Below are 22,976 nucleotides of genomic sequence, written 5' to 3' on the forward strand. Positions count from 1 at the left end.
AGTTGAAGCAGTCGCGCGGGCATGCGCGAGGATTGGTGAGAAAGCAGCGGCGTGGCTCATGCCTGCAGGCCCTCCAGGTAGCGATCCACATGGTGCTGGAACGCTACCGGCGGGACGTGATGGGCGCCATGCAGGATCAGCGGCTCCACCCACTGCATGCCGCACAGGCGCGCGGTCTGCTGGTAGGGCGGCAGGAAGTCGGCGAAGTGATGGCCATGGCGGCCGCTGCTCTGGTAGGACGCCGTCTCACCGCCGGTGGAGGCCACCAGCCAGAATCGCTTGCCCTCCAGCGCATGGCCGTCGTGACCGAAGGCCCAGCCGCGCGCCAGTACGCTGTCCAGCCATTGCTTCTGCAGGGGCGGCATGCTGTACCAGTGGATGGGATGCTGCATGACGATCAGCTCGGCCTGACTGAGCAACTGCTGCTCGTATGGCACATCGATGTGGAAGTCGGGGTAGTGCTCGTAGAGGTCATGCACGGTCACGCCGGGCAGGCGCGCGGCGGCCTGGAGCATCAGGCGGTTGGTGCGTGAGAGCTCGGCGGCGGGATGGGCATACAGAATCAGGACCTTGGACATGGTGGCGGTGCGGGCTAGGTAGGTGGCGGGCAGGGCGGACACTTGCGGCTGCGGCGCAAATGGCCGGAACATGCGTGGCCTTTGTGTTGTCTGCCATGATGAGCAAAGGGAGTGTGCCATGAAAGCACATGGGCCGGCTTGTATGAAACTGCTCGCCCACTGTCTGGCGGGCAGGTGTCCAAAGCCGGGCAATGCGCTTATACTCAGCCACTCCCCGGGCCCGTCGCGCCATCGCCGGCTAGCTTGCCGACGATGCCACTGGCCGCAGTTCATTCATCCTGATCACTTATTGCAGCCATGTCCGACATCCAAGATTCCGAAGCCAACCTGCCGCCAGACCGCACCCCGGGTGCGGCGCCGGCCAAGCCAGTCTCCGCCGATGCCTCCGGGGCGCCGGCCGCCTCCCAGACGCCTGCACAGCCTTCCGTCGCACCGGCTACCACGGTGGTAGCCGCAGCGGCAACGGCCGGGACCCCGACCACGCCGGCCCAGCCGGGACCGGGCGCGCAAACCGTTGCCGAGGCGACCGAGGCCCAGGCGACAGGTCAGGCGCAGCAGAGCGTCTACACCTCCTTGCCGCCGCCGCCCCATCATGCGGGCGATGCGCCCTGGGCGCAGACCTGGCGCTTCCTGACGGCGCGCCTGCGCCAGCTGTCGGACAAGGCCGGGCGCCGCGTCATGCAGCGTACCCTCAAGATCGGCGTGTCGGCACGCATCTTCCATCCTGAGAGCGGCGCCAAGGGCTTGCGCAGCAAGACCCTGCAGTACCTGGAAGAATCGATCGCGCAATGGGTGATGTCGCGTGACGTGCTGGTGTTCATGATCCCGACCGTCAATACCAATGGCCTGGTCCACCCCAGCAACATCCGCCTGCGTGACTATGCCAAGCATCTGGATGGCCTGGTATTGCAGGGCGGTGCCGACGTTTCGCCGCAGAGTTATGCGCAGGCCGCGACCCGCCCCGAATGGAGCGGCGACCGCGTGCGCGACATGTACGAGCTGGAACTGCTGCATGAATTCATCGAGGCCGGCAAGCCGGTACTGGGTATCTGCCGTGGCTGCCAGCTGATCAACGTGGCTTTCGGCGGCACGCTCTACCAGGACATTGCCTCTGACGTGCCCACCGCCATCCCGCACGTCAACGAGCAGTACGACAGCAATTACCACGCCCTGCATTTCCCGCAGGGTTCGTCCCTGGCGGGCATGGTCAAGACCGAGAATGCGATCGTCAACTCCATCCACCACCAGGCGGTACACAACCTGGGACGGGATCTGTCGGTGGAGGCCGTGTCGGGGCCGGACCAGATCGTGGAGGCGATCCGCTATCGCAAGGCGCCTTTCGTCATGGGCCTGCAGTGGCACCCGGAATTCCACCGGGCCGGCGGTCCCGAATTGCTGGACTGCACGCCGATTCTGGACAGTTTCCTGCGGGCAGCACGCGAAACCCGTTTCTGATCCTGCCGGATTGGCCGGAACCTAAGCCCGCCGGCGTCATCGAACCCTCTTTGCGCTGGCGCAAGCCAGCTGCATCGCCTTTGCAGCATGGCTGCAATGCGCTATCCGCTTCGTTGCGGACTCTGTAGAATCAAAAGGTCGTCGCAATGCAGCATCTGTCGAGGTGCAGCGTTCAGGGAGCGGCGACTTGCTTGTCTTTTTCATCACCGGCAAAAAAGGAGAATTTACATGCCTCAATCCCCCGCATTGAAGACCGTTCGCAATGACATGAAGACACTGGTCAAGGACGCCCAGGCATTGTTCGCCGAAGCCGCCGCCGCCACCGGCGAAAAGGCTGACGAGCTGCGCGCACGCGGCCTGACCCTCCTGGAGGCCGCTGCCGAAGCCGCCCAGACCGCCCAGACCGCCGCCATCGAGAAGGGCAAGGAAGTCGCTGCCAAGACCGACGACTACGTCCATGAGAATCCGTGGCGTGCCGTGGCCATTTCGGCAGGCCTGGGCCTGCTGGTGGGCCTGGTCATCGGTCGCAGCAAGTAAGCGCCGCGCCGATGGCGACTCCCCACAAGGAAGGCCCGACCGCCCACGCCGCCAACCCAGGTCTGACGGCGGGTTTGCTGGGTCTGGCCAAGAACCTGCTGGGCCTCATCATCAGCCGCATCGAACTGGCTTCGCTGGAGATGTCGGAGATCGGTGCCAACCTGGTCCGCTTCGCCGTCATCTTCGTGTTGGCGGCGGTGGCGCTGTGGTTCGCCATCGCCTTCTGGTCGGTGCTGGTGGTCATGCTGGCCTGGGACACCTGGGGCTGGAAGATCCTGGCACTGCTGGGTGTGGTCTTCAGCGTGGCGACCGTGGGTCTGGTGTACTACGCCAGGTCGGTGCTGATGCAGGGCAAGCTGTCGTTGCCACAGACCATGTCCGAGCTGCGCAAGGATCGCGATGCGCTGTTGTGATGAGACGGCCTGCACGTGATGTCTGTGGCAATTTTCCTAGTTCAATGAGGACTGCATGAGCGATCAGGACCAGGGCATGACCCATGAGGAACGCAAGCGCAAGGTGCTGGCGCAGGGCGCGTTGTACCGGCTGGGCGTGATGGAGGCGCGCGAAGTGGTGCGCGAGAATCTGAGCGCCGAGTCGCTCGCCAAGGGCGCCTTGAGCCGAGTGGGCCATTTCGCCGCCTCGCTGTTTGGTGGCGGCAGAACGGTACAGTCGATCAAGTCGCTGAAATCGCTTGGCGGCGGGCTGGGCAACCTGAACCTGCAGACGGTGACCCCATTGCTGATGACGGGCGCATCGCTGTTGTCGCGCCGCTGGTTGCGCAAGCCGCTGATGATGGGTGCCGTGATCGCCGCGGCGGGCGGGTTGACCTACTACTTCAGCCAGCGTGGCAGCGCCCGCGAGGAGGCCGACGCGGCCGCACTGCAAGGGCCGCCCGAGCAGGAATGATGGCTGCACTACGGGCTGCCGGGCCGTGAGGTTTCCCCGAAGGCATCCGGAGTTCCGGATGCCTTTGTCGTTTATGCGTGGCGCGTTGCCAAGCGCGGCAGGAACATATCGGCCCCGATGCGCTCTGAAGGACACCGGCCCATGGCCTGGACAACAAGACTGAGAAGGCAAGAAAGGACATGACATGAAGAAAATTTCAATTGCAGCGATCGCCGGCGTACTGGCGCTCTCCGGCTGTGCCGACATGAGCCCGACCCAGCGCGGTACGGCCACCGGTGCAGGTATTGGCGCGGGCCTGGGCGGCATCATCGGTGCGGCCACCGGCGGCGGCGGTGGCGGACGTGCACTGGGCGGTGCGGCCATTGGTGGTGCCATTGGTGCGGTGGCCGGCAACATCTGGTCCAACCGCATGGAAAACCAGAAGCGTGCCATGGAGCAGGCGACCCAGGGTACTGGCGTACAAGTCACGCAGACCGCCGACAACCGCCTGAAGCTGGAAATCCCCAGCGATATCTCTTTCGATACCGGCCGTGCCGACATCAAGCCGGAGATGCGTCCGGTGCTGGACCGTTTCGCCGCCACCCTGGTGGAGAACCCGGCCACCACCGTGACCATCGTGGGGCACACCGACAACACCGGCAACGATGCCATCAACGACCCGCTGTCGCAGCAGCGCGCAGCGCGTACCCGCGATTACCTGACCGCGCGTGGCGTGGCCGCCAGCCGCTTCAGCATCATGGGGCGTGGCTCGCATGAGCCGCTGGTGCCCAACACCAGCGATGCCAACCGCGCCAAGAACCGCCGTGTGGAAATCTTCGTGGCCGAGCAGCAGGCCGCCGCACCGGGCAACTATCCACCGCCCCCGCCACCACAGCGGTATTGAGGCGATATGAAGGATGCTTCGGAACGTCCGGTGAGCGGGCGCAGCCGAAGCGGCTGATGTGCGGGGCCGTTTTTCAGCCCCGCATGCAGGTGAATGGAAATGAAAAAATCCCCGACGCCTGGTTCGGGGATTTTTTGTTCAGGCCGACCGCCGGGACGCCGGCGTTGCGGCGATTACTTGGCCGGTGCTTCGGTGGCTGGTGCAGCGCCTTCGGCGGCTGCCGGGGCCTTCACTTCGGGTTCCTTGAATTTGGCGCCGGACTGGTTGGCCATGTAGACCACGGTACGCTGGATTTCGACATCGTCCAGGTCCGGGTTGCCGCCCTTGGCGGGCATGGCGCGCAGGCCGTTGATGGCGTGCGAGACCAGGGTGTCATAGCCTTGTGCGATGCGGGCCTGCCAGGAGGCGGCGTCACCGACCTTGGGGGCACCGGCCACGCCGGCGCTGTGGCAGGCGGCGCAGGTGGTCTTGTAGACTTCTTCACCGGAGAGCAGTTGCTTGGGACCGTTGGCATCACGGAAGGTGAAGCCTTCGTCGGAGACGGGTTTGATGCGTGCCGCGATCATCTCGGGCGTCTGGCCGTCGGAGCCGGCCCCGGTTTTCTGGCCGTTGGTCACGTACTGCACGAGCAGCACGATGCACACGATGGGCACCATGAAACCTGCGACGACGGCTGCGATCAATTGCTTGGGAGTCTTGATTGCCGACTCGTGTTCATGCTGAGCTGAGCTCATGGGCGTCCCTCCGTAATGTTTCCTCGAAATTGGGGCGGAAAACGTCGGTTCCCTTTGTATCGCCTTATCGCCTGGCATTGCGTGGAACTGGGATCAGGCAGGGCTTTCATTGCGCTCTCTCGCCGAACTCTTGATTATAGTCACAATGCTTTCCGTTTGACACGGAAAAACCGCCAGCGCCATGGACGTCCCGCTGGAAAGACGGTATCCTTCAGGCCTTTCCGGGGTTCTCCCCATCAGCGCGGCTGTAGCTCAGTGGATAGAGTATTGGCCTCCGAAGCCAAGGGTCGTGGGTTCGATCCCCGCCAGCCGCGCCACCTTCTTCCTTGCGGTTCAGCTTCTGAACTCCCCGCCGCAACATCGGCGTCCGCCCGCGTCACCCTTCCGGCTCACCGCGACAGGAGCAGGTTTCCACGCTCCAACCCGGCATCAGGATAGATACAAAATTGTAAAAACAGCAACGTATTCTGCTGGGAAACAGTATGCAGGCGTTGCCGGACCGATGCTTTGCGCGATATCAACCCGCAGCCATGCTGCGCGGTCAATGTGATGACGGCGAAGACGCCATCAGGGCAAGGCACTGATCCAGCGCCTCGGCCCAGTGGGGCAGATCCAGATGGAAGGTGTGTCGCAGTTTGTCGGTATGCAGCCGCGAATTGGCCGGGCGTCGGGCCGCCGTCGGGTAGGCCGCGCTGGCAATGCCCTGCACGTCCCGGCTGCTCATGCGCGATACCAGGCCCAGGGAGGGCATTGCGTCGATCAGCTTGCAAGCATAGGCATGCCAGCTGGTCTGGCCGCCGCAGGTGAGGTGATAGATCCCGGTGCTGGCCCGCATGTGCTCCGTGATCCGGCCTTTGCCCGCTTCCAGCATCTGCCTGAGCGTCTGCGCGATCACTTCGTCGAAGGTGGGTGCCCCAAACTGGTCATTGACGACGCAGAGCGCGTCACGTTCTTGCGCCAGCCGCAGGATGGTCTTCATGAAATTGCCCCCATGCCGGCCATACACCCAACTGGTGCGCAGGATCCAGAAGGTGCAGCCGCTGTCGATGATGGCGGATTCCCCGTCCCGTTTGGTGCGTCCATAGACGTTGATCGGGCAGGTCGGGTCGGATTCGAGATAGGCCTCTTCCTTGGTGCCATCGAAGACGTAATCGGTGGAAAAATGTACCAGCCCGATGCCGTGAAGGGCAGCCGCCTGCGCCAGTGCGCGGACCGCTTCGGTGTTGATGAGCCTGGCCAGTTCCGGTTCGGCTTCGGCCTTGTCGACTGCCGTATAGGCGGCCGGATTGATGATCAGATCGGGTGCGATGCGCTCCACGCAGGAAGCGATCCGGTCCGGCCTGGACAAGTCCAGGGCATCACGACCAGGCATCACCAGCGTGTGGCCTCCCAGCGTTTCGGCCAGGGCATGGCCGACCTGGCCGGTCGCGCCGGTGAGCATGATCTTCACGGATACACCTCGGCTTGGGCCAGCGGCTTTCCTTGCTGATCCTTGGCAGACAGGCTGGGCGGGCCGTCCAGCTCCCAATCGATGCCGAGGGCGGGATCATTCCACGCGATACAGCGTTCATGCTCCGGCATCCAGTAGTCCGTCGTCTTGTACTGCACCTCGGCCCACTCGCTCAACACCGCAAAGCCGTGTGCAAAGCCGGGAGGGATCCACAACTGATGCTTGTTCTGCGCTGACAGACGCATGCTTTGCCACTTGCCAAAGGTCGGCGAACTGCGACGGATGTCCAGCACCACGTCGAGCACCTCGCCCATTGTGACGCGGACGAGTTTGCCCTGCGGATGCCGGATTTGGTAATGCAGGCCACGCAGCACATGGCGCATGGAACGAGAATGGTTGTCCTGAACGAAGTCCGGATGCAGCCCCGTGAGCTCGGCAAATGTGCGGGCGTTGAAGCTCTCGTAGAAATAGCCGCGTTCATCACCGAACACCTGCGGTGCGATCTGCAGTACGCCATCCAGTGAGGTAGGAAAAATCTGCATGTTCAGATGTCCGGGTCCGAAAGGAGTCGCAGCAGATATCGCCCGTAGGCGTTCTTCTTCAACGGCATGGCCAGTTGTTCCAGTTGCGCCGCGTCGATGTAGCCACGTCGATAGGCGATCTCCTCCGGAAAAGCGATCTTCAGTTCTTGACAGTCGTCCAGGATCGGCGGCCAGGAACTGTTGTCCATGAAGCCGGCGCCGCCAGTGACGAAGATCATGATGCAGACGGGCGGATCAGGACCTGAAACCGTTGGGATTCATCTGCTGCCAGCGCCACGAATCGGCACACATGGCGTCCAGCCCCAGCCTGGCTTCCCAGCCGAGCTTGCGGCGCGCTTCGGCCGGATCGGCATAGCAGGAGGCGATGTCGCCCGGGCGGCGTGCAGCAATGATGTAGGGAATCGGCTTGCCCGAGGCTTTCTCGTAGGCCTTGACCACGTCCAGCACGCTGTAGCCGTTGCCGGTGCCCAGGTTGACCGCAAAGCATTGCGGTTCGGTCAGCGCCTGCAGGGCCGCCAGATGGCCGACGGCCAGGTCGACGACGTGGATGAAGTCACGTACGCCCGTACCATCGGGGGTCGCATAATCGCCGCCCCAGATGTTGAGCCTCTCGCGGCGACCCACCGCGACCTGGGCCACGAAGGGCATCAGGTTGTTGGGGATGCCGCCCGGATCTTCACCGATGAGCCCGCTCTCGTGCGCCCCCACCGGATTGAAGTAGCGCAGCAAGGCAATTTTCCAGTCGGGATGGGCACGATGGTAGTCGCGCAGCATGTCCTCGATGACGATCTTGCTGCGGCCATAGGGATTGCTGGCCGACAGCGGATGCGCCTCGGTCAGCGGCAGGTACTGCGGATCGCCATAGACCGTGGCCGAAGAAGAAAAGACGATGGTCTTCACGCCCGTGGCCTCCATGGCCTCCAGCAGGCGCACGGTGCCGACCACGTTGTTGTCGTAGTACATCAGCGGCTGCTCAACCGATTCGCCCACGGCCTTGAGCCCGGCGAAATGGATGACGGCCTCGCACTTGAATTCGCGCAGCACGCTTTCCAGCTGCTCGCGATTGCGGATGTCACCCTTTACCAGCGAGAGCGTGCGCCCGGCAATCTGCTGGACCCGCGCCGCCGACTCCGGGCTGCTGTTGCAGAAATTGTCGAAGACGATGACTTCATGGCCGGCCTTGAGCAATTCCACGCAGGTGTGCGAACCAATGTAGCCGGCACCGCCGGTGACGAGAATGTTCATATGAGCTTCGCTTGATAAGTTGGCAACCTCGTGATTATCTCAGACTCTGCATGATCCTTACGCTTTCTTCGGTCCGGACGCGTCGTTTGGCGCAGTGCACAGGGAGGGGGCGGAAGCCGCTGACCAAGCGTCGATGGACCGTCCATTTTCTTCATTTGCTGCTGTTTCGGCGGCCATCGCATATCGGTGAGCGGACGCCGCCCGGGAGGGGTAGTCCTGACACCGACCCGATGCCGTATTTCTACGGCATCGGCGGTCCGACCACTGCACCGGTCTGGTGAGTCGGCTCACTTTTGGCACGGCTTGCGCTGTGCTGCAACATGAGACGCCAAAAGCGAGCCAGGTCGTCTGATCACTTCTGATTTCCTGACAAAATGTCAGCATTGTCCGTCAACGTTTGCGAGCGGCCTGAGAATTTCCGTAAATCATTGAATTTGCGGGATATTTCTCTGGCGTGGCAGGACATTTTTGATTAAATTGGGCGCTGTTTCAAAAACCGGGGCAATTTTCCCGGCCAGGCCGTTGGCCTGCCAGCAAATTCACTGCCTCGCGCACAGATCTGAATAAATTAACAAGAAGGAATGATCCCTCGGGATCCGGAAGGGGCAGTTGACCGGAAACGGAACGAAGGCTCTCATGCTGCACTGCAAAAAATCGAAGTGGCTGCTTATTTGCCACAACTCACCGCGAAGTGCCCCAGATAAGCCCTTGATCTGGCTGTAAAAGGTTTGACTTACCGGAAAACGAACCTTTATAATCGCCGGGCTTTTAAGCTGCCGTCTGCTCGTAAAGAGTGCGGCGCATGCACGATATTGGATAGATATGCTGCGCATCATTCTGTTGCAGCTCGTAGCCACGGTCATCGCCACCTTGGTGGCGGGCATGCTGGGCGGACTTCCGGCGCTTTGGTCCGCATTGTTGGGAGGCGTCTGCTGTGTCGTCCCCAATGCCCTGTTTGCACTGCGACTTCATGTCAGTGCGCAGAAACCCGGTGGTACCAACCCGATGACGTTTTTCTTCGGGGAATTTATCAAGATTGCTACGACTTTTGCGCTCATGGGCGCGATCGTTTGGTTGTACCACGGTGTGCACTGGCTCGCATTTTTGCTGAGCTTCATCGTGGTGCTTAAGAGTTATTTCATTTTACTGTTTAGACACCGACCATGACCGTAGAAGCCGCAGAGCACGCGCTGACAGCCTCTGAATATATTGTCCACCACCTCGGACACCTCTCCACCCATCATCAGACCAAGATCGTCGACTTCTCCGTTCTCAACGTGGACACCATCTTCTGGTCCGTGTTCTGTGGCGTGGTGGGCTGCCTGTTCATGTTCCTGGCTGCCCGCAAGGCGACTTCCGGCGTGCCGGGCCGCTTCCAGGCCTTCGTCGAGATGGTCGTGGAAATGGTGGAAGACCAGTCCAAGGCCATCGTCCATGGCGACCGCACCTTCATCGCCCCGGTGGCGCTGACCGTGTTCGTCTGGGTGGCCCTGATGAACTCGCTGGACTTCCTGCCGGTGGACCTGGCTTCCAGCATCCTGGGCCTGTTCGGTCTGGGTGAAATGCACCACCGCATCGTCCCCACCGCCGACCTCAACGGCACCCTGGGCATCGCCCTGGGCGTGCTGGCCCTGATGCTGTACTACAGCGTCAAGATCAAGGGCGCCGGTGGCTTCATCCACGAACTGTTCGCAGCACCTTTCGGCATCTGGCTTGCGCCGTTCAACCTGCTGCTCAACATCATCGAATTCGCCGCCAAGACCGTGTCCCTGGGCATGCGACTGTTCGGCAACATGTATGCAGGCGAACTGTTGTTCCTGCTGATCGCATTGCTGGGATCGACCGCGACCGCATTCGGCTTCATCGGCCATGTGATCGCCGGTTCTATCTGGGCAATTTTCCACATCCTGATCGTGTTGCTCCAAGCATTCATCTTCATGATGTTGACACTGGTTTACCTGGGCCAGGCGCACGAAGCGCACTAACACAAGGCTTGCAGTACCTGTTTTTCAGTTTGTTTTTTGGTTTTGTATTTAATTTAACTTTTCTTAAGGAATTGTCATGACTGATGTCTCTTTCGTTGCTCTGGCTTGCGGTTTGATCATTGGCCTGGGTGCTATCGGCGCTTGTATCGGTATCGCGATCATGGGCGGTAAGTACCTCGAAGCATCCGCACGTCAGCCTGAACTGATGAACACCCTGCAAACCAAGATGTTCCTGCTGGCTGGCCTGATCGACGCCGCCTTCCTGATCGGCGTTGGTATCGCCATGCTGTTCGCATTCGCAAACCCGTTCATCGCCAAGTAATTCGCGCTTCATAGCCGATTCTCATCTGCCGGACGATTGGTTCCGGCACTCGTTATTCTGAGAAGGAAATTACCGTGAACTTAAATGCAACATTGATTGCACAGTTCGTGGTCTTCTTCATCCTCGCCGGCTTCACGATGAAATTCGTGTGGCCGCCGTTGATTAAGGCGCTCGACGAACGCGCCAAGAAGATTGCGGACGGGCTGGCAGCCGCTGACCGCGGTCGCGCCGATCTGGCCGCCGCCGAAAAGCGTATCCAGGGCGAACTGGCATCGGCTCGTGATGAAGGCCAGAAGCGCATCGGCGAAGCCGAAAAGCGCGCACAGCTGATCATCGAAGAAGCCAAGAAGACGGCTGCTGAAGAAGCTGCCCGCATCATCGCCAACGCTCGTGCAGACGCTCAACAGCAAGTGAACCAGGCGCGCGAAGAACTGCGCGGCCAGGTCGCAACGCTCGCCGTCAAGGGCGCGGAACAGATCCTCAAGCGCGAAGTGAATGCGGCTGCTCATGCCGACTTGCTGAATCAACTGAAGACAGAGCTGTAATATGGCCGAACTCGCAACGATCGCTCGTCCTTACGCCGAAGCCTTGTTCCGTGTGGCCAAGGCAGGCAGCCTGGCAGCCTGGTCCGATCTCATCGACGAGATGGCCCAGGTGGCAGCGCATCCCGAGGTGCAGGCCCTGGCGCAGAATCCTTCCGTAACGCACGACAAGCTGGCTGAAGTGTTTGCCGCCGCCGTGAAGACTCCGCTGTCCGTCGAGGCGAGCAATTTCGTCAAGACGCTGGTCGACAACGGCCGCCTGGTCCTGCTGCCGCAGATCGCCGAACAATTCCACGCGCTCAAGAACGCGTCGGAAGGTTCGGCCGATGCCAACATCGTGAGCGCCTTTGAGCTCAGCGATGCCCAGGTCAAGGATGTGGTCTCGGCACTGGAGAAGAAGTTCGGCCGCAAGCTGAACCCCTCCGTGACGGTCGACAGCAGCCTCATTGGCGGTGTGCGCGTCGTGGTCGGCGACGAAGTGTTCGATACCTCCGTGCGCGCGAAGCTGCAGCAGCTGCAAGCTGCTCTGGCCGCGTAAGTGCCTCTGGCTGGCTAAGCGAAAGAACAATTTTTAGGAGTTAGTATGCAACTCAACGCATCTGAAATCAGCGAGCTGATCAAGAGCCGGATCCAAGGCCTTGGCGATACCGCTGAGATTCGCAATCAGGGCACGGTCATCTCCGTGTCCGACGGTATCTGCCGTATCCATGGTCTGTCCGACGTGATGCAAGGTGAGATGCTGGAATTCCCGGGCAACACCTTCGGCCTGGCGCTGAACCTGGAGCGTGACTCGGTGGGCGCCGTTATCCTGGGCGAATACGAACACATTTCCGAAGGCGACCTGGTCAAGTGCACCGGCCGTATCCTGGAAGTGCCGATCGGCCCTGAACTGAAGGGTCGTGTCGTCAACGCACTGGGCCAGCCGATCGACGGCAAGGGTCCGATCAACGCCAAGCTGACCGCCCCGATCGAAAAGATCGCCCCGGGCGTGATCGCACGTCAGTCCGTGTCGCAGCCGATGCAGACTGGCCTGAAGTCGATCGACTCCATGGTGCCCGTCGGCCGTGGCCAGCGCGAGCTGATCATCGGTGACCGCCAGACCGGCAAGACCGCTGTTGCGATTGACGCCATCATCAATCAAAAGGGTCAGAACATGACCTGCATCTACGTCGCGATCGGCCAGAAGGCTTCGTCGGTCAAGAACGTGGTGCGCGCACTGGAAGCCCACGGCGCGATGGAATACACCATCGTCGTGGCCGCGACCGCCTCCGAATCGGCAGCGATGCAATACGTGTCGGCCTACTCGGGTTGCGCCATGGGCGAATACTTCCGCGATCGCGGTCAAGATGCCCTGATCGTGTATGACGATCTGTCCAAGCAAGCCGTGGCCTACCGTCAGGTCTCGCTGCTGCTGCGCCGTCCGCCGGGCCGTGAAGCTTACCCTGGCGACGTGTTCTACCTGCACAGCCGCCTCTTGGAACGTGCAGCCCGCGTGAACGCCGACTACGTCGAGAAGTTCACCAACGGCGAAGTCAAGGGCCAGACCGGTTCCCTGACCGCACTGCCGATCATCGAAACCCAGGCGGGCGACGTGTCGGCCTTCGTTCCGACCAACGTGATCTCGATCACCGACGGCCAGATCTTCCTGGAAACGTCGCTGTTCAACGCCGGTATCCGTCCTGCGATCAACGCCGGTATCTCGGTGTCGCGCGTCGGTGGTGCTGCCCAGACCAAGGTCATCAAGGGCCTGTCCGGCGGTATCCGTACCGACCTGGCACAGTACCGTGAACTGGCTGCCTTCGCGCAGTTCGCTTCCGACCTGGACGAAGCCACCCGCAAGCAGCTGGACCGTGGTGCGCGCGTGACCGAACTGTTGAAGCAGGCTCAGTACACCCCGCAATCGATCTCGATCATGGCCGTCACCCTGTTCGCCGTCAACAAGGGCTACATGGACGACGTCGAAGTGAAGAAGATCCTGGCCTTCGAGTCGGGTCTGCACAACTTCATGAAGACCAGCCACGCTGACCTGTTGAAGAAGATCGAAGACACCAAGCAACTGGATAAGGATGCTGAGGCAGCCCTGGCAGCCGCCATCGCTGACTTCAAGAAATCCGGCGCGTACTAATTCTTACTGAAGCTATAAGGAGTCTTACTCATGGCTACAGGTAAAGAGATACGTGGCAAGATCAAGAGCGTAGAAAATACGAAGAAGATCACCAAGGCGATGGAAATGGTCGCGGCATCCAAAATGCGCAAGGCGCAGGACCGGATGCACGCAGCCCGCCCGTACAGCGACAAGATCCGCAACATTGCGGCCAACCTGTCGCAGGCCAATCCGGAGTACGTGCACCCGTTCATGGTCCAGCAAGACACGGCCAAGCGCGTTGGTTTCATCGTCGTCACGACCGACAAGGGTCTGTGCGGCGGCATGAACACCAACTCGCTGCGCCTGATGAGCAACAAGTTCCGTGAGCTGGAAGGCCAGGGCAAGGCCATCGAAACCGTCGCCATTGGCAACAAGGGTTTGGGTTTTCTGAATCGCATCGGCGCCCGTGTGGCCGCCAACGTGACGCAACTGGGTGATACGCCGCACCTGGAAAAGCTGATCGGCCCCGTCAAGGTGCTGCTCGACGCTTACCAGGAAGGCAAGCTGGACGCGGTGTACCTGGTGTACACCAAGTTCATCAACACGATGAAGCAGGAAGCCACCCTGCAGCAGCTGCTGCCGCTGACCAGCGACAAGCTCAAGGCTGACGAGGGTGCGCACTCCTGGGACTACATCTATGAGCCCGATGTGCAATCCGTGGTGGACGAACTGCTGGTGCGTTACGTCGAAGCGCTGATCTATCAAGCCGTCGCCGAGAACATGGCCTCCGAGCAATCGGCGCGCATGGTCGCGATGAAGGCCGCCAGCGACAACGCAGGTAGCGTGATCGGCGAGTTGAAGTTGGTCTACAACAAGACTCGTCAGGCCGCGATTACCAAAGAGCTGTCGGAAATCGTCTCCGGTGCGGCTGCGGTCGGCTGATCAGCTGGCGTAGCGTAGCGAAACAGAATTTAAATTTTATCTATTGAAGGAACGAAAATGGCTGATGGCAAAATCGTTCAGTGTATCGGCGCTGTGGTGGACGTGGAGTTTCCGCGCGATGCGATGCCCAAGGTTTACGATGCCTTGAAATTGGAAGGTTCGGATCTGACCCTGGAAGTCCAGCAGCAGCTGGGCGACGGCGTGGTTCGTACCATTGCGCTCGGTTCGTCGGACGGTCTGCGCCGCGGCCTGACCATCTCGAACACCGGCAAGCCCATCTCCGTGCCCGTCGGTACCGCGACCCTGGGTCGCATCATGGACGTGCTGGGCAACCCGATCGACGAATGCGGTCCGGTCTCGCACGAGCAAACCGCTTCGATCCACCGCAAGGCCCCTGCGTACGACGAACTGTCGCCCTCGCAAGAGCTGCTGGAAACCGGCATCAAGGTCATTGACCTGGTCTGCCCGTTCGCCAAGGGTGGTAAGGTCGGTCTGTTCGGTGGCGCCGGTGTGGGCAAGACCGTGAACATGATGGAACTGATCAACAACATCGCCAAGGCGCACAGCGGTCTGTCCGTGTTCGCCGGCGTTGGTGAGCGTACCCGTGAAGGTAACGACTTCTACCATGAAATGGCAGAAGCCAAGGTGGTGGACCTGGAAAACCCGACAAACTCCAAGGTCGCCATGGTCTACGGCCAGATGAACGAACCGCCGGGCAACCGTCTGCGCGTGGCGCTGACCGGCCTGACGATCGCGGAAGGTTTCCGTGATGAAGGCAAGGACGTGCTGTTCTTCGTCGACAACATCTATCGTTACACCCTGGCCGGTACCGAAGTGTCCGCACTGCTGGGCCGTATGCCTTCCGCCGTGGGCTACCAGCCGACGCTGGCCGAAGAAATGGGCCGCCTGCAAGAGCGTATCACCTCGACCAAGACTGGCTCGATCACCTCGATCCAGGCCGTGTACGTCCCTGCGGATGACTTGACCGACCCGTCGCCGGCAACTACCTTCGCCCACTTGGACTCGACCGTCGTTCTGTCGCGTGACATCGCCTCGCTGGGTATCTACCCCGCCGTCGACCCGCTGGACTCGACCTCGCGCCAGCTGGACCCGCAAGTGGTCGGCCAGGAGCACTACGAGACCGCGCGCGCTGTCCAGGGCACCCTGCAGCGCTACAAGGAACTGCGTGACATCATCGCGATTCTGGGCATGGACGAACTGGCACCGGAAGACAAGCTGATCGTCGCACGCGCTCGCAAGATGCAGCGTTTCCTGTCGCAGCCCTTCCACGTCGCCGAAGTGTTCACCGGTTCCCCGGGCAAGTACGTTTCGCTGAAGGACACGATCAAGGGCTTCAAGATGATCGCCAGCGGCGAACTGGACCACCTGCCGGAACAAGCGTTCTACATGGTCGGTACCATCGACGAAGCAATCGAAAAGGCCAAGAAGATCAACTAAGACTGACCACGCCGTGGGGCTCCGGTGCAGTACCGGAGCCCCACGGCAGGTAAGTAATCATTGATTCATTGGCGCCGCTCCTGTTCGCAGGAGCGGTCAATCGACTAGGAAACGACATGGCACATACTATTCACGTGGACGTGGTCTCGGCGGAAGAGGAAATCTTCTCCGGCGAGGCAGAATTCGTCGCGTTGCCGGGCGAAGCGGGTGAGCTGGGTATCTATCCCCGTCACACCCCGCTGATCACGCGCATCAAGCCAGGTGCTGTCCGTATCAAGGTCTCGGGCCAGGCACACGAGGAATTCGTGTTCGTGGCCGGCGGCCTCCTGGAAGTGCAGCCCGACGCCGTGACCGTGCTGGCCGACACCGCCATCCGTGGTGCCGACCTGGACGAAGCCAAGGCCGCCGAAGCCAAGCGTCTGGCCGAGGAAGCGCTGGTCAACCGCGACTCCAAGATCGACCACGCTGCAGCCCAGGCCGAACTGGCCGCCGCTGTGGCACAGCTGGCCGCGATCCAGAAGTTGCGTCAGAAGCGCTGATCGCTGCGAGCGTTCTTCCCGGCGAAGAGCGCTCCGGCACGGCAGCACAGCAGCACAGCAGTACAGCAGTAGATGAAAGGCAGCTTCGGCTGCCTTTTTTCATGCGCGCACAGTTCCTCTCATGCGCGTGGCCAGTTCTTCCGTGCAGATCCTGGGCGCTTCTGCCGCCCCAGGGCTGACCAAATCTGGCGGCTTCCAGGCCGTATGAATCAACCTGGATCAAGTTTGCCCACATGTCGCGCACACTGGCGCTGCGGCAACTTTCATCCTCGGGTAAAGTGCGCTGACGTGAAGGATAGAACCAATTCTGTCCGACCCAATCATTGATAGCATTAGCCTCATTTCCATCAGCCGGACAGGAGCCCCCATGTCGTCAGCTGCACCCGCATCTTCCGCATCGCCTTCTTCGACCACCGCGCGCCAGCATGGCAAGCCCATCATTGCCGTGGTCGGCCTGTCCAACCGACCCGAGCGCGCCAGCTTTGACGTGGCCGCCTATATGCAGTCAGCGGGATACCGCATCGTCGCCGTCAATCCCATGTACGCCGGCCAGACCATCCTGGGCGAGCACTGCCATGCCAGCCTGGCGGAGGCCAGCGCGGCATTGGCGCAGGACGGCCTGCGCATCGCCATCGTCGATTGCTTCCGCAAGTCAGCCGACATCCCGCCCGTCGTCGACGAGGCCATCGCCATCGGCGCCCAATGCGTGTGGATGCAGCTCGATATCGTTCACGAAGAGGCCGCAGCCCGCGCGCGTGCGGCCGGGTTGAAGGTGGTCATGGACAAGTGCATCAAGATCGAACATGCCATGGGGCAGTCGCATGGCGTGTTGTAATGCCAGGCTGGCGAAATCCGTAAATCATTTATAACGAGAAAAGCGAGACAGCATGGCTAAGAAGATCGGGCCGCAATTCATCGTCCATCCCAAGTTCGTCCTCAAGGAAAGCGACGCCTCCACCAAACCGCTCTCCAGCGGCGACAAGGAAACCGACCGTGCCACCGTGCAGCGTCTGGCCGCACAGATCGGCCTGCAGCAGGAGATGCTGTATGCCGGCCACAAGCACAAGGTGCTGGTGATCCTGCAGGGCACGGATACCAGCGGCAAGGATGGCACCGTCAATGACGTCTTTGCCGCCGTCAATCCGCAGGGCATCCGTATCGCCAACTTCAAGGGGCCGACGGCCATCGAACTGGCGCACGACTATCTGTGGCGTGTCCATGCGCAGGTACCGGTGGCCGGGGAGATCGCGGTCTTCAACCGCAGTCACTATGAGGATGTGCTCATCACCCGCGTGCACGACTGGATCGATGAGAAGGAATGCAAACGTCGCTATCGTCAGATCAACGACTTCGAACGCATGCTGTGGGAAACCGGGACCGTGGTGCTGAAATTCTTCCTGCACATCTCGAAGGCCGAGCAGAAGTCACGCCTGCAATCGCGCATCGATGATCCCGAGAAGCACTGGAAATTCGATGCGCAAGACCTGGCCGAGCGCAAGTTCTGGGACGCCTACCAGCAGCGCTACCAGGAGGTGCTGCGCCAGACCAGTACCCTGCATGCACCCTGGTACGTGGTACCGGCCGACTCCAAGACCCATCGCAACCTGCTGGTGGCCAATGTGGTCCTGGAGACTCTGCAAAAGCTCAAGCTGCGCTTCCCCGACCCCAAGCCCGAACTCAAGGATCTCAAGTTCGACTGAACAAGAGGGGCGGGGCCGCCGCGCTCTGGCTTATTTCAGCCACTTGTCGAAGATGCGCTGATATTCGCCGGTGGCCTTGGCCAGGTGCAGCCAGGTATCCACATAGGCCTTGAAGGCGACATCACCGCGCGGCAGCAGGTACGCCTTTTCAGCGAACTGCAGCGGCTGGTCAGGCTGTACCGGGCACAGTTCCGGATGCAGCTTGGATTGCCAGCGCGTCTCGCTGGCATCGGTGACCATCACATCGGCCTTGCCGTCGACGATCTGCTGGAAGATGGTGACGTTGTCCGGATGCAGCGTCAGGGTGGCATTCTTGTAGCGGGCCTTGGCAAAGCGCTCGTTGGTGCCGCCGGGGTTGACGATGGCGCGCGTGCCAGGCTGGTCGATCATGTCGAAGTTGCGGAACTTGTCCTTGTCGGCGCAGCGGATGATGGGCGCCTTGCCATCGACCATCACCGGCTCCGAGAAGGCTGCCTTGCGGGCGCGGTCCAGGGTGATCGAGATGCCCCCCATGGCGATGTCGCACTGGGCGACGAAGTCGTTCATCAGGTTGCTCCAGGTGGTCTTGACGAACTGCGCCTCCACGCCCAGCGACTTGGCCAGGGACTGGCCCAGTTCCACATCCATGCCTTCGAAAGTCTGGTCAGGGCGGTAATAGGTGAAGGGCTTGTAGTCACCGGTCATGCAGATGCGCAGCTTGCCAGCCTTGATGACCTGGTCCAGACGCGAAGCGGGGAGCGCCTCGTCGGCCTGTGCCGCCGACAGCGACAGCGAAAATGACAGAACCGCCAGACCCGCCAGCAGGGCGGTACGGATGATGGACTTCATGGAGTCTCCTCGTGGATGTGATGATGGATGATCAATGATGAACGCGGCCCGCTGCTAAATGGGTTCTAGTTGATTGGATGGGCCGCTTAAATACTGCTGCCAGATCATAGCAAAACCGCGCGCCAGGACCTGCATCAATATCAGCGCACGCCGATAGCGACAATTAGCCGGAAGCCATGCGCGGAGGATGAGATAATGCCGGATTGTCGTCAGACCGCATTGCAGGCCGACCATGTCCTCTTCCTCTTCCATGTCCACCTTCGCTCCGCTCAAAAACGATACCTTCCTGCGTGCGCTGCTGCGCCAGCCCACCGACTACACGCCGCTGTGGCTGATGCGCCAGGCCGGTCGCTACCTGCCCGAATACCGCGCCACGCGCGCTCGCGCCGGTTCCTTCATGGGTCTGGCCACCAATCCCGACTATGCCACCGAGGTCACGCTGCAGCCGCTGGAACGTTATCCGCTGGACGCCGCCATCCTCTTCTCCGACATCCTCACCGTGCCCGACGCCATGGGCCTGGGCCTGTATTTCGCTGAAGGTGAGGGTCCCAAGTTCGAGCGCCCGCTGCGCGACGAGGCCGCCATCCAGGCCCTGCGGGCGCCGGACCTGGACAAGCTGGACTACGTCTTCAAGGCCGTCACCCAGATCCGCCGCGAACTCGATGGCCGCGTGCCCCTGATCGGCTTCTCCGGCAGTCCCTGGACGCTGGCCTGCTACATGGTCGAGGGCGGCGGCTCGGATGACTTCCGCCTGGTCAAGAGCCTGCTCTACCGTCGTCCCGACCTGATGCACCACATCCTCAAGACCAACGCCGATGCCGTGGCCGCCTACCTGAACGCGCAGATCGCCGCCGGTGCACAGGCCGTGATGATCTTCGATACCTGGGGCGGTGCCCTGGCCGATGGCATCTACCAGCAATTCTCGCTGGCCTACATGGAGCAGGTGGTCAGCCAGTTGCAGCGCCTGCAAGATGGTCAGCAGATTCCGGTGATCGTCTTCACCAAGGGCGGTGGCCTGTGGCTGGAGCAGATCGCCGCCATCGGTGCCGACGCCGTCGGCCTGGACTGGACCGTCAACCTGGGTGAGGCCCGTCGCCGCGTGGGCGACAAGGTGGCACTGCAAGGCAATCTGGATCCCAACGTGCTCTTCGCCGGCGACGACGCCATCCAGGCGGAAGTGCGCAAGCTGCTGGAATCCTTCGGCCGCCCCGGCGCCGGCAGCGGCCACGTCTTCAACCTCGGTCACGGCATCTCCCAGCACACCCCGCCGCAAGCCGTGGCAACCCTCGCCCAGGCCGTCCACGAGATCAGCCGCGCTCTGCGCGGTTGAACGTGCGTATATCTGTCGTTATCTGTTCGTATTTGTGCGGATGGGCAAGTCCCGATGCACATCCTTGCCAGTGCACCGGGACTTATGCACATGGCGGCCCATTTTCTTGTTGAGAATCAAATTTATTTGAATATGAAGGATTGTGCAGAAGGGTGCTGCACAAGTCATTGATTTTATTGGGTTTATTTTTTCGCCGTCTTGACGCGTTTTTGCGGGAAACCGCGCTGGCCGTGGGCTTCGGCCTTGTCAAGAGGCACTTGCCCACAAAGTTATCCACAGCTGCTGTGCATAAGATCGAAAAGCGTTTACAAAACCGCCGCTTATCGAAATCTTTGAAGGTTTACTTTAAGTTTGTAGGACAAGGAGGCGGCAGCCTGCAAGCCAAAGCCGACAAATTTTTGCCGCTCAGGGCTTGACAAACGCCGGCTCCGTGGTGCCGCCGGAAGGACTTATGCACACTGGATGATTTTGGCACCTGCACAATACTTCGCTGCAAATTTTTTTCTGCAGGATAAGAGATGAGTCCAAGTCATTGATTTTGTTGGCTTTATTTTTTGCCTCGCCGTTGAGCAGTGCGCCGCAGGCCAGAGCCAGTCTGCGTGGGGAAATGTCAAGGGGTACTTGTCCCCAAAGTTATCCACAGCCTGTGTGGATAGGTCCAAAAATGATGATGAAACCGAGGCTTAGCCGGGTTTTTCAGGATTGACTTTAAGTTCGTGGAACAATGTCTGCTTCAGGTGGCGCTCGATACGCCCCTGCATACCGTCTTCGATTACCGCTGGCAACCCGCCACGCCGGACGAACCCATGCCGGCCATTGGCCAACTGGTGGTGGTACCGTTCGGCCGCCGTGAGGCGGTGGGGGTGGTGGTCGGTCATGCGGCGCAAACCGACCTGCAGGCCGACAAGATCAAGGATGTCATTGCCGTGCGCCATCAGTTACCGCCGATGTCAGCGCACTGGCTGGCGCTGTGCGGCTTTGCTGCCGACTATTACCAGCGCCCGCTGGGCGAGGTGATGCTGCCGGGCCTGCCCAAGAACCTGCGCGCCCTGACCACGGTCGCGCTGGACAAGGCGCTCAAGGCCCTGGGCCGTCTGGCCGCACCCAAGAAGAGCAAGGCCAGGCGCAAGACCCGCACCGAGGCAGAAGCCATTCCCCAGGCGGTGGCGGAGTTAGTGCCGCCGGATGCCCCTGATCCGCTGCATCTGGGTGAAGCGCCTGCGCTGAACCCGGCGCAGCAGCAGGCCGTGGACGCCATCGCCGGCGCAAAGGACTTTGCGCCGCTGCTCCTGTACGGCGTCACCGGCAGCGGCAAGACCGAGGTCTACCTGCAAGCGGCTGCTGCCATCCTGCGTCGCGCTGCCGATGAGGCTGCCGCATCGCAAGCTGCGCCCGTCGATCCCGCCGTGGCCCCGGCCCAGATCCTGGTGCTGGTGCCGGAAATCAATCTCACGCCGCAACTGGAAGGCAATATCCGCGCGCGCTTCCCGCATCTGAATGTGGTGGCGCTGCACAGCGGCCTGGCCGAGGGCGAGCGCGCCCGCAACTGGCTGGCCGCGCACCTGGGGCAGGCCCACATCGTGCTGGGTACGCGGCTGGCGATCCTGTCTTCGTTGCCTGCGCTCAAGCTCATCGTCATCGACGAGGAGCACGATCCTTCCTACAAGCAGCAAGAGGGCCTTCGCTATTCCGCCCGCGACCTGGCCGTGTGGCGGGCGCACCAGCTCGGTATCCCGGTGGTGCTGGGCTCGGCCACGCCTTCGCTGGAAACCTGGCATCACGCCCAGGCCGGCCGCTACCGCCGCCTGGAGCTGCGCCAGCGCGCCGCCCAGCAGGCGGTGCTGCCCACCGTCAAGGTGATCGACATGGAGCGCGACAAGCCCGTCGATGGCCTCACCGCCGGCCTGATCGCCGCCGTGCGCAAGCGCCTGGAGCAGGGCGAGCAGTCGCTGCTGTTCCTGAACCGCCGCGGCTATGCGCCGGTGCTGGCCTGTGATGCCTGCGGCTGGATCAGCAACTGCATGCGCTGCGATGCCTTCATGGTGGTGCACCGCCCCGAGCGCCGCCTGCGCTGCCACCATTGCAGCCTGGAACTGGCCATCCCGCGCGCCTGCCCGACCTGCGGCAATGTTGATCTGCAGCCGCTGGGGCGCGGCACCCAGCGGGTGGAAGAGGGCTTGCAGGCGATCTTCCCCGGCGCCCGCGTGCTGCGCATCGATGCCGATTCAACCCGCCTGAAGGGTTCGGCCCAGAGCGCCTTCGACAGCGTGCACCGGGGCGAGGTGGATATCCTGGTCGGCACCCAGATGGTGGCCAAGGGGCATGACTTCAAAAAGCTCACGCTGGTGGGTGTGCTCAATCCCGATACGGCGCTGTTCTCGCACGATTACCGCGCCAGCGAACGGCTCTTCGCCCAGCTCATGCAGGTGGCCGGCCGCGCCGGCCGGGCCGGGCTGTCGGCCGACGGCAGCTCGGGCGAGGTGCTCATCCAGACCCGCTACCCGCATCACCCGCTGTACCAGGCCGTGATGCGCCATGACTACGACGGCTTTGCCGGTGACCTGCTGGAGGAGCGCCGCCAGGCCCATTTCCCGCCCTTCATGTACCAGGCGCTGCTGCGCGCCGAGGCGCGCGAGCTGGACACGGCCCTGGCCTTCCTGAAGCAAGCCGCCACCCTGCTGGAGGCGCCCGCCATCACCATCAACGAGCCCATCCCGATGACCCTGATGCGGGTGGCCAATGTCGAGCGCGCGCAGTTGCTCGTTGAGTGCCCGTCACGCCCCGCCCTGCAGGGCTTCCTGAAACAATGGCTGGCCGCGCTGCGGCAGCTGAAAACCCGCGCCCGCTGGTCGCTGGAAGTCGATCCGGTCGATATATGAAGACAGGGCCGCAGCAGGCGGGCGGCAGGGCGGTT

25 protein-coding genes, 1 tRNA gene and 1 pseudogene are annotated in these 22,976 nt (G+C 61.7%); 20 read left to right on the forward strand and 7 right to left on the reverse strand.

Annotated features, from left to right (window positions below; all coding sequences use genetic code 11):
- Nucleotides 1-56 precede the first annotated feature (56 nt).
- Nucleotides 57-620: a glutathione-regulated potassium-efflux system oxidoreductase KefF gene (gene kefF / locus HNO82_RS12585; protein WP_241821306.1), complete on the reverse strand. Its 564-nt coding sequence runs from the start codon at nucleotides 618-620 to the stop codon at nucleotides 57-59.
- A 255-nt stretch (nucleotides 621-875) separates the two neighbouring features.
- Between kefF and HNO82_RS12590 the strand changes: the two genes are divergently transcribed.
- The 5 genes from HNO82_RS12590 (at nucleotide 876) to HNO82_RS12610 (ending at nucleotide 4,359) form a co-directional block, all read left to right on the forward strand.
- Nucleotides 876-2,033, forward strand: a complete 1,158-nt coding sequence (locus HNO82_RS12590; RefSeq protein ID WP_175343960.1) for a gamma-glutamyl-gamma-aminobutyrate hydrolase family protein — start codon at nucleotides 876-878, stop codon at nucleotides 2,031-2,033.
- A gap of 228 nt (nucleotides 2,034-2,261) precedes the next feature.
- Nucleotides 2,262-2,570 carry an ElaB/YgaM/YqjD family protein gene (locus tag HNO82_RS12595; protein WP_008333001.1) on the forward strand — a complete coding sequence of 103 codons (309 nt, stop codon included), beginning with the start codon at nucleotides 2,262-2,264 and terminating at the stop codon, nucleotides 2,568-2,570.
- An 11-nt stretch (nucleotides 2,571-2,581) separates the two neighbouring features.
- Complete coding sequence (locus HNO82_RS12600; protein WP_008332998.1) at nucleotides 2,582-2,983, forward strand: phage holin family protein; 402 nt, start codon at nucleotides 2,582-2,584, stop codon at nucleotides 2,981-2,983.
- 55 nt (nucleotides 2,984-3,038) lie between these two features.
- Nucleotides 3,039-3,476 (forward strand): hypothetical protein, encoded by a 438-nt coding sequence (locus HNO82_RS12605; RefSeq protein ID WP_175343961.1) that lies wholly within the window; start codon nucleotides 3,039-3,041, stop codon nucleotides 3,474-3,476.
- Between the two features lie 184 nt (nucleotides 3,477-3,660).
- The gene (locus HNO82_RS12610; RefSeq protein ID WP_008332996.1) at nucleotides 3,661-4,359 is read left to right on the forward strand and encodes a YiaD family glycine zipper/OmpA-like lipoprotein; all 699 of its coding nucleotides are present in this window, start codon (nucleotides 3,661-3,663) and stop codon (nucleotides 4,357-4,359) included.
- A 173-nt stretch (nucleotides 4,360-4,532) separates the two neighbouring features.
- On the opposite strand, the gene HNO82_RS12615 is transcribed toward HNO82_RS12610, so the two are convergent.
- Nucleotides 4,533-5,093, reverse strand: coding sequence for a c-type cytochrome (locus HNO82_RS12615; protein ID WP_175343962.1), 561 nt, complete (start codon nucleotides 5,091-5,093; stop codon nucleotides 4,533-4,535).
- 241 nt (nucleotides 5,094-5,334) lie between these two features.
- On the opposite strand from HNO82_RS12615, the gene HNO82_RS12620 reads away from it, so the two are divergent.
- Nucleotides 5,335-5,410, forward strand: a tRNA-Arg gene (locus tag HNO82_RS12620).
- A gap of 224 nt (nucleotides 5,411-5,634) precedes the next feature.
- Here HNO82_RS12620 and rfbD read toward each other — a convergent pair.
- The 4 genes and pseudogenes from rfbD to galE form a co-directional block, all read right to left on the reverse strand.
- A complete protein-coding gene (rfbD, locus tag HNO82_RS12625; RefSeq protein WP_217509906.1) occupies nucleotides 5,635-6,534 on the reverse strand; it encodes a dTDP-4-dehydrorhamnose reductase in 900 nt (299 codons plus the stop codon).
- A 5-nt stretch (nucleotides 6,535-6,539) separates the two neighbouring features.
- Nucleotides 6,540-7,085: a dTDP-4-dehydrorhamnose 3,5-epimerase gene (gene rfbC, locus HNO82_RS12630; protein WP_175343964.1), complete on the reverse strand. Its 546-nt coding sequence runs from the start codon at nucleotides 7,083-7,085 to the stop codon at nucleotides 6,540-6,542.
- Nucleotides 7,086-7,087: 2 nt separating this feature from the next.
- A pseudogene (locus HNO82_RS12635) lies at nucleotides 7,088-7,234 on the reverse strand (glucose-1-phosphate thymidylyltransferase RfbA); the annotation flags it as partial.
- A gap of 85 nt (nucleotides 7,235-7,319) precedes the next feature.
- Nucleotides 7,320-8,330: a UDP-glucose 4-epimerase GalE gene (gene galE, locus HNO82_RS12640; RefSeq protein WP_008332990.1), complete on the reverse strand. Its 1,011-nt coding sequence runs from the start codon at nucleotides 8,328-8,330 to the stop codon at nucleotides 7,320-7,322.
- 822 nt (nucleotides 8,331-9,152) lie between these two features.
- Here galE and HNO82_RS12645 point away from each other — a divergent pair.
- The 11 genes from HNO82_RS12645 to HNO82_RS12695 all read left to right on the forward strand — a co-directional run bounded on the left by HNO82_RS12645 (nucleotide 9,153) and on the right by HNO82_RS12695 (nucleotide 17,904).
- Nucleotides 9,153-9,497, forward strand: a complete 345-nt coding sequence (locus HNO82_RS12645; protein WP_008332989.1) for an ATP synthase subunit I — start codon at nucleotides 9,153-9,155, stop codon at nucleotides 9,495-9,497.
- A complete protein-coding gene (atpB, locus tag HNO82_RS12650; RefSeq protein ID WP_008332987.1) occupies nucleotides 9,494-10,315 on the forward strand; it encodes a F0F1 ATP synthase subunit A in 822 nt (273 codons plus the stop codon). The genes HNO82_RS12645 and atpB overlap by 4 nt, the downstream gene beginning before the upstream one ends.
- Nucleotides 10,316-10,391: 76 nt before the next feature.
- The gene (atpE, locus tag HNO82_RS12655; protein ID WP_006461334.1) at nucleotides 10,392-10,637 is read left to right on the forward strand and encodes a F0F1 ATP synthase subunit C; all 246 of its coding nucleotides are present in this window, start codon (nucleotides 10,392-10,394) and stop codon (nucleotides 10,635-10,637) included.
- Between the two features lie 74 nt (nucleotides 10,638-10,711).
- Nucleotides 10,712-11,182 (forward strand): F0F1 ATP synthase subunit B, encoded by a 471-nt coding sequence (locus tag HNO82_RS12660; RefSeq protein ID WP_008332985.1) that lies wholly within the window; start codon nucleotides 10,712-10,714, stop codon nucleotides 11,180-11,182.
- 1 nt (nucleotide 11,183) lies between these two features.
- Nucleotides 11,184-11,717 carry a F0F1 ATP synthase subunit delta gene (locus tag HNO82_RS12665; protein WP_008332984.1) on the forward strand — a complete coding sequence of 178 codons (534 nt, stop codon included), beginning with the start codon at nucleotides 11,184-11,186 and terminating at the stop codon, nucleotides 11,715-11,717.
- A gap of 45 nt (nucleotides 11,718-11,762) precedes the next feature.
- Nucleotides 11,763-13,304, forward strand: a complete 1,542-nt coding sequence (atpA, locus tag HNO82_RS12670) for a F0F1 ATP synthase subunit alpha (protein ID WP_034330981.1) — start codon at nucleotides 11,763-11,765, stop codon at nucleotides 13,302-13,304.
- A gap of 30 nt (nucleotides 13,305-13,334) precedes the next feature.
- The gene (gene atpG, locus HNO82_RS12675; RefSeq protein WP_175343965.1) at nucleotides 13,335-14,207 is read left to right on the forward strand and encodes a F0F1 ATP synthase subunit gamma; all 873 of its coding nucleotides are present in this window, start codon (nucleotides 13,335-13,337) and stop codon (nucleotides 14,205-14,207) included.
- 57 nt (nucleotides 14,208-14,264) lie between these two features.
- Nucleotides 14,265-15,665: a F0F1 ATP synthase subunit beta gene (gene atpD, locus HNO82_RS12680; protein WP_175343966.1), complete on the forward strand. Its 1,401-nt coding sequence runs from the start codon at nucleotides 14,265-14,267 to the stop codon at nucleotides 15,663-15,665.
- 116 nt (nucleotides 15,666-15,781) lie between these two features.
- Nucleotides 15,782-16,204: a F0F1 ATP synthase subunit epsilon gene (locus HNO82_RS12685; protein ID WP_006461340.1), complete on the forward strand. Its 423-nt coding sequence runs from the start codon at nucleotides 15,782-15,784 to the stop codon at nucleotides 16,202-16,204.
- A 367-nt stretch (nucleotides 16,205-16,571) separates the two neighbouring features.
- The gene (locus tag HNO82_RS12690) at nucleotides 16,572-17,039 is read left to right on the forward strand and encodes a CoA-binding protein (RefSeq protein WP_175343967.1); all 468 of its coding nucleotides are present in this window, start codon (nucleotides 16,572-16,574) and stop codon (nucleotides 17,037-17,039) included.
- Between the two features lie 52 nt (nucleotides 17,040-17,091).
- The gene (locus tag HNO82_RS12695) at nucleotides 17,092-17,904 is read left to right on the forward strand and encodes a polyphosphate kinase 2 family protein (RefSeq protein ID WP_175343968.1); all 813 of its coding nucleotides are present in this window, start codon (nucleotides 17,092-17,094) and stop codon (nucleotides 17,902-17,904) included.
- Nucleotides 17,905-17,934: 30 nt separating this feature from the next.
- Here HNO82_RS12695 and HNO82_RS12700 read toward each other — a convergent pair whose 3' ends face one another.
- Nucleotides 17,935-18,732, reverse strand: coding sequence for a transporter substrate-binding domain-containing protein (locus HNO82_RS12700; protein ID WP_008332975.1), 798 nt, complete (start codon nucleotides 18,730-18,732; stop codon nucleotides 17,935-17,937).
- 232 nt (nucleotides 18,733-18,964) lie between these two features.
- Between HNO82_RS12700 and hemE the strand changes: the two genes are divergently transcribed.
- The 3 genes from hemE to HNO82_RS12715 all read left to right on the forward strand — a co-directional run bounded on the left by hemE (nucleotide 18,965) and on the right by HNO82_RS12715 (nucleotide 22,941).
- Complete coding sequence (gene hemE, locus HNO82_RS12705) at nucleotides 18,965-20,062, forward strand: uroporphyrinogen decarboxylase (RefSeq protein ID WP_249776991.1); 1,098 nt, start codon at nucleotides 18,965-18,967, stop codon at nucleotides 20,060-20,062.
- A 152-nt stretch (nucleotides 20,063-20,214) separates the two neighbouring features.
- Nucleotides 20,215-20,478 carry a hypothetical protein gene (locus HNO82_RS12710; protein WP_175343969.1) on the forward strand — a complete coding sequence of 88 codons (264 nt, stop codon included), beginning with the start codon at nucleotides 20,215-20,217 and terminating at the stop codon, nucleotides 20,476-20,478.
- 300 nt (nucleotides 20,479-20,778) lie between these two features.
- Complete coding sequence (locus tag HNO82_RS12715; protein ID WP_175343970.1) at nucleotides 20,779-22,941, forward strand: primosomal protein N'; 2,163 nt, start codon at nucleotides 20,779-20,781, stop codon at nucleotides 22,939-22,941.
- The last annotated feature ends 35 nt before the right edge of the window (nucleotides 22,942-22,976 follow it).

The sequence above is a fragment of the Herbaspirillum sp. C9C3 genome, from assembly GCF_013359625.1.
Classification (GTDB): Bacteria; Pseudomonadota; Gammaproteobacteria; order Burkholderiales; family Burkholderiaceae_D; genus Herbaspirillum.

What these genes read in the sequence shown, in the direction of transcription:
- HNO82_RS12685 (WP_006461340.1), top strand. Translation starts at nt 15,782, where the DNA reads ATGGCACATACTATTCACGTGGACGTGGTCTCGGCGGAAGAGGAAATC.
- HNO82_RS12590 (WP_175343960.1), top strand. Translation starts at nt 876, where the DNA reads ATGTCCGACATCCAAGATTCCGAAGCCAACCTGCCGCCAGACCGCACC.
- rfbD (WP_217509906.1), bottom strand. Translation starts at nt 6,534, where the DNA reads ATGCTCACCGGCGCGACCGGCCAGGTCGGCCATGCCCTGGCCGAAACG.
- HNO82_RS12610 (WP_008332996.1), top strand. Translation starts at nt 3,661, where the DNA reads ATGAAGAAAATTTCAATTGCAGCGATCGCCGGCGTACTGGCGCTCTCC.
- rfbC (WP_175343964.1), bottom strand. Translation starts at nt 7,085, where the DNA reads ATGCAGATTTTTCCTACCTCACTGGATGGCGTACTGCAGATCGCACCG.
- HNO82_RS12615 (WP_175343962.1), bottom strand. Translation starts at nt 5,093, where the DNA reads ATGAGCTCAGCTCAGCATGAACACGAGTCGGCAATCAAGACTCCCAAG.
- atpD (WP_175343966.1), top strand. Translation starts at nt 14,265, where the DNA reads ATGGCTGATGGCAAAATCGTTCAGTGTATCGGCGCTGTGGTGGACGTG.
- HNO82_RS12595 (WP_008333001.1), top strand. Translation starts at nt 2,262, where the DNA reads ATGCCTCAATCCCCCGCATTGAAGACCGTTCGCAATGACATGAAGACA.
- atpG (WP_175343965.1), top strand. Translation starts at nt 13,335, where the DNA reads ATGGCTACAGGTAAAGAGATACGTGGCAAGATCAAGAGCGTAGAAAAT.
- HNO82_RS12645 (WP_008332989.1), top strand. Translation starts at nt 9,153, where the DNA reads ATGCTGCGCATCATTCTGTTGCAGCTCGTAGCCACGGTCATCGCCACC.
- atpB (WP_008332987.1), top strand. Translation starts at nt 9,494, where the DNA reads ATGACCGTAGAAGCCGCAGAGCACGCGCTGACAGCCTCTGAATATATT.
- HNO82_RS12700 (WP_008332975.1), bottom strand. Translation starts at nt 18,732, where the DNA reads ATGAAGTCCATCATCCGTACCGCCCTGCTGGCGGGTCTGGCGGTTCTG.
- atpA (WP_034330981.1), top strand. Translation starts at nt 11,763, where the DNA reads ATGCAACTCAACGCATCTGAAATCAGCGAGCTGATCAAGAGCCGGATC.
- HNO82_RS12665 (WP_008332984.1), top strand. Translation starts at nt 11,184, where the DNA reads ATGGCCGAACTCGCAACGATCGCTCGTCCTTACGCCGAAGCCTTGTTC.
- HNO82_RS12600 (WP_008332998.1), top strand. Translation starts at nt 2,582, where the DNA reads ATGGCGACTCCCCACAAGGAAGGCCCGACCGCCCACGCCGCCAACCCA.
- galE (WP_008332990.1), bottom strand. Translation starts at nt 8,330, where the DNA reads ATGAACATTCTCGTCACCGGCGGTGCCGGCTACATTGGTTCGCACACC.
- HNO82_RS12605 (WP_175343961.1), top strand. Translation starts at nt 3,039, where the DNA reads ATGAGCGATCAGGACCAGGGCATGACCCATGAGGAACGCAAGCGCAAG.
- HNO82_RS12695 (WP_175343968.1), top strand. Translation starts at nt 17,092, where the DNA reads ATGGCTAAGAAGATCGGGCCGCAATTCATCGTCCATCCCAAGTTCGTC.
- hemE (WP_249776991.1), top strand. Translation starts at nt 18,965, where the DNA reads ATGTCCTCTTCCTCTTCCATGTCCACCTTCGCTCCGCTCAAAAACGAT.
- HNO82_RS12690 (WP_175343967.1), top strand. Translation starts at nt 16,572, where the DNA reads ATGTCGTCAGCTGCACCCGCATCTTCCGCATCGCCTTCTTCGACCACC.
- atpE (WP_006461334.1), top strand. Translation starts at nt 10,392, where the DNA reads ATGACTGATGTCTCTTTCGTTGCTCTGGCTTGCGGTTTGATCATTGGC.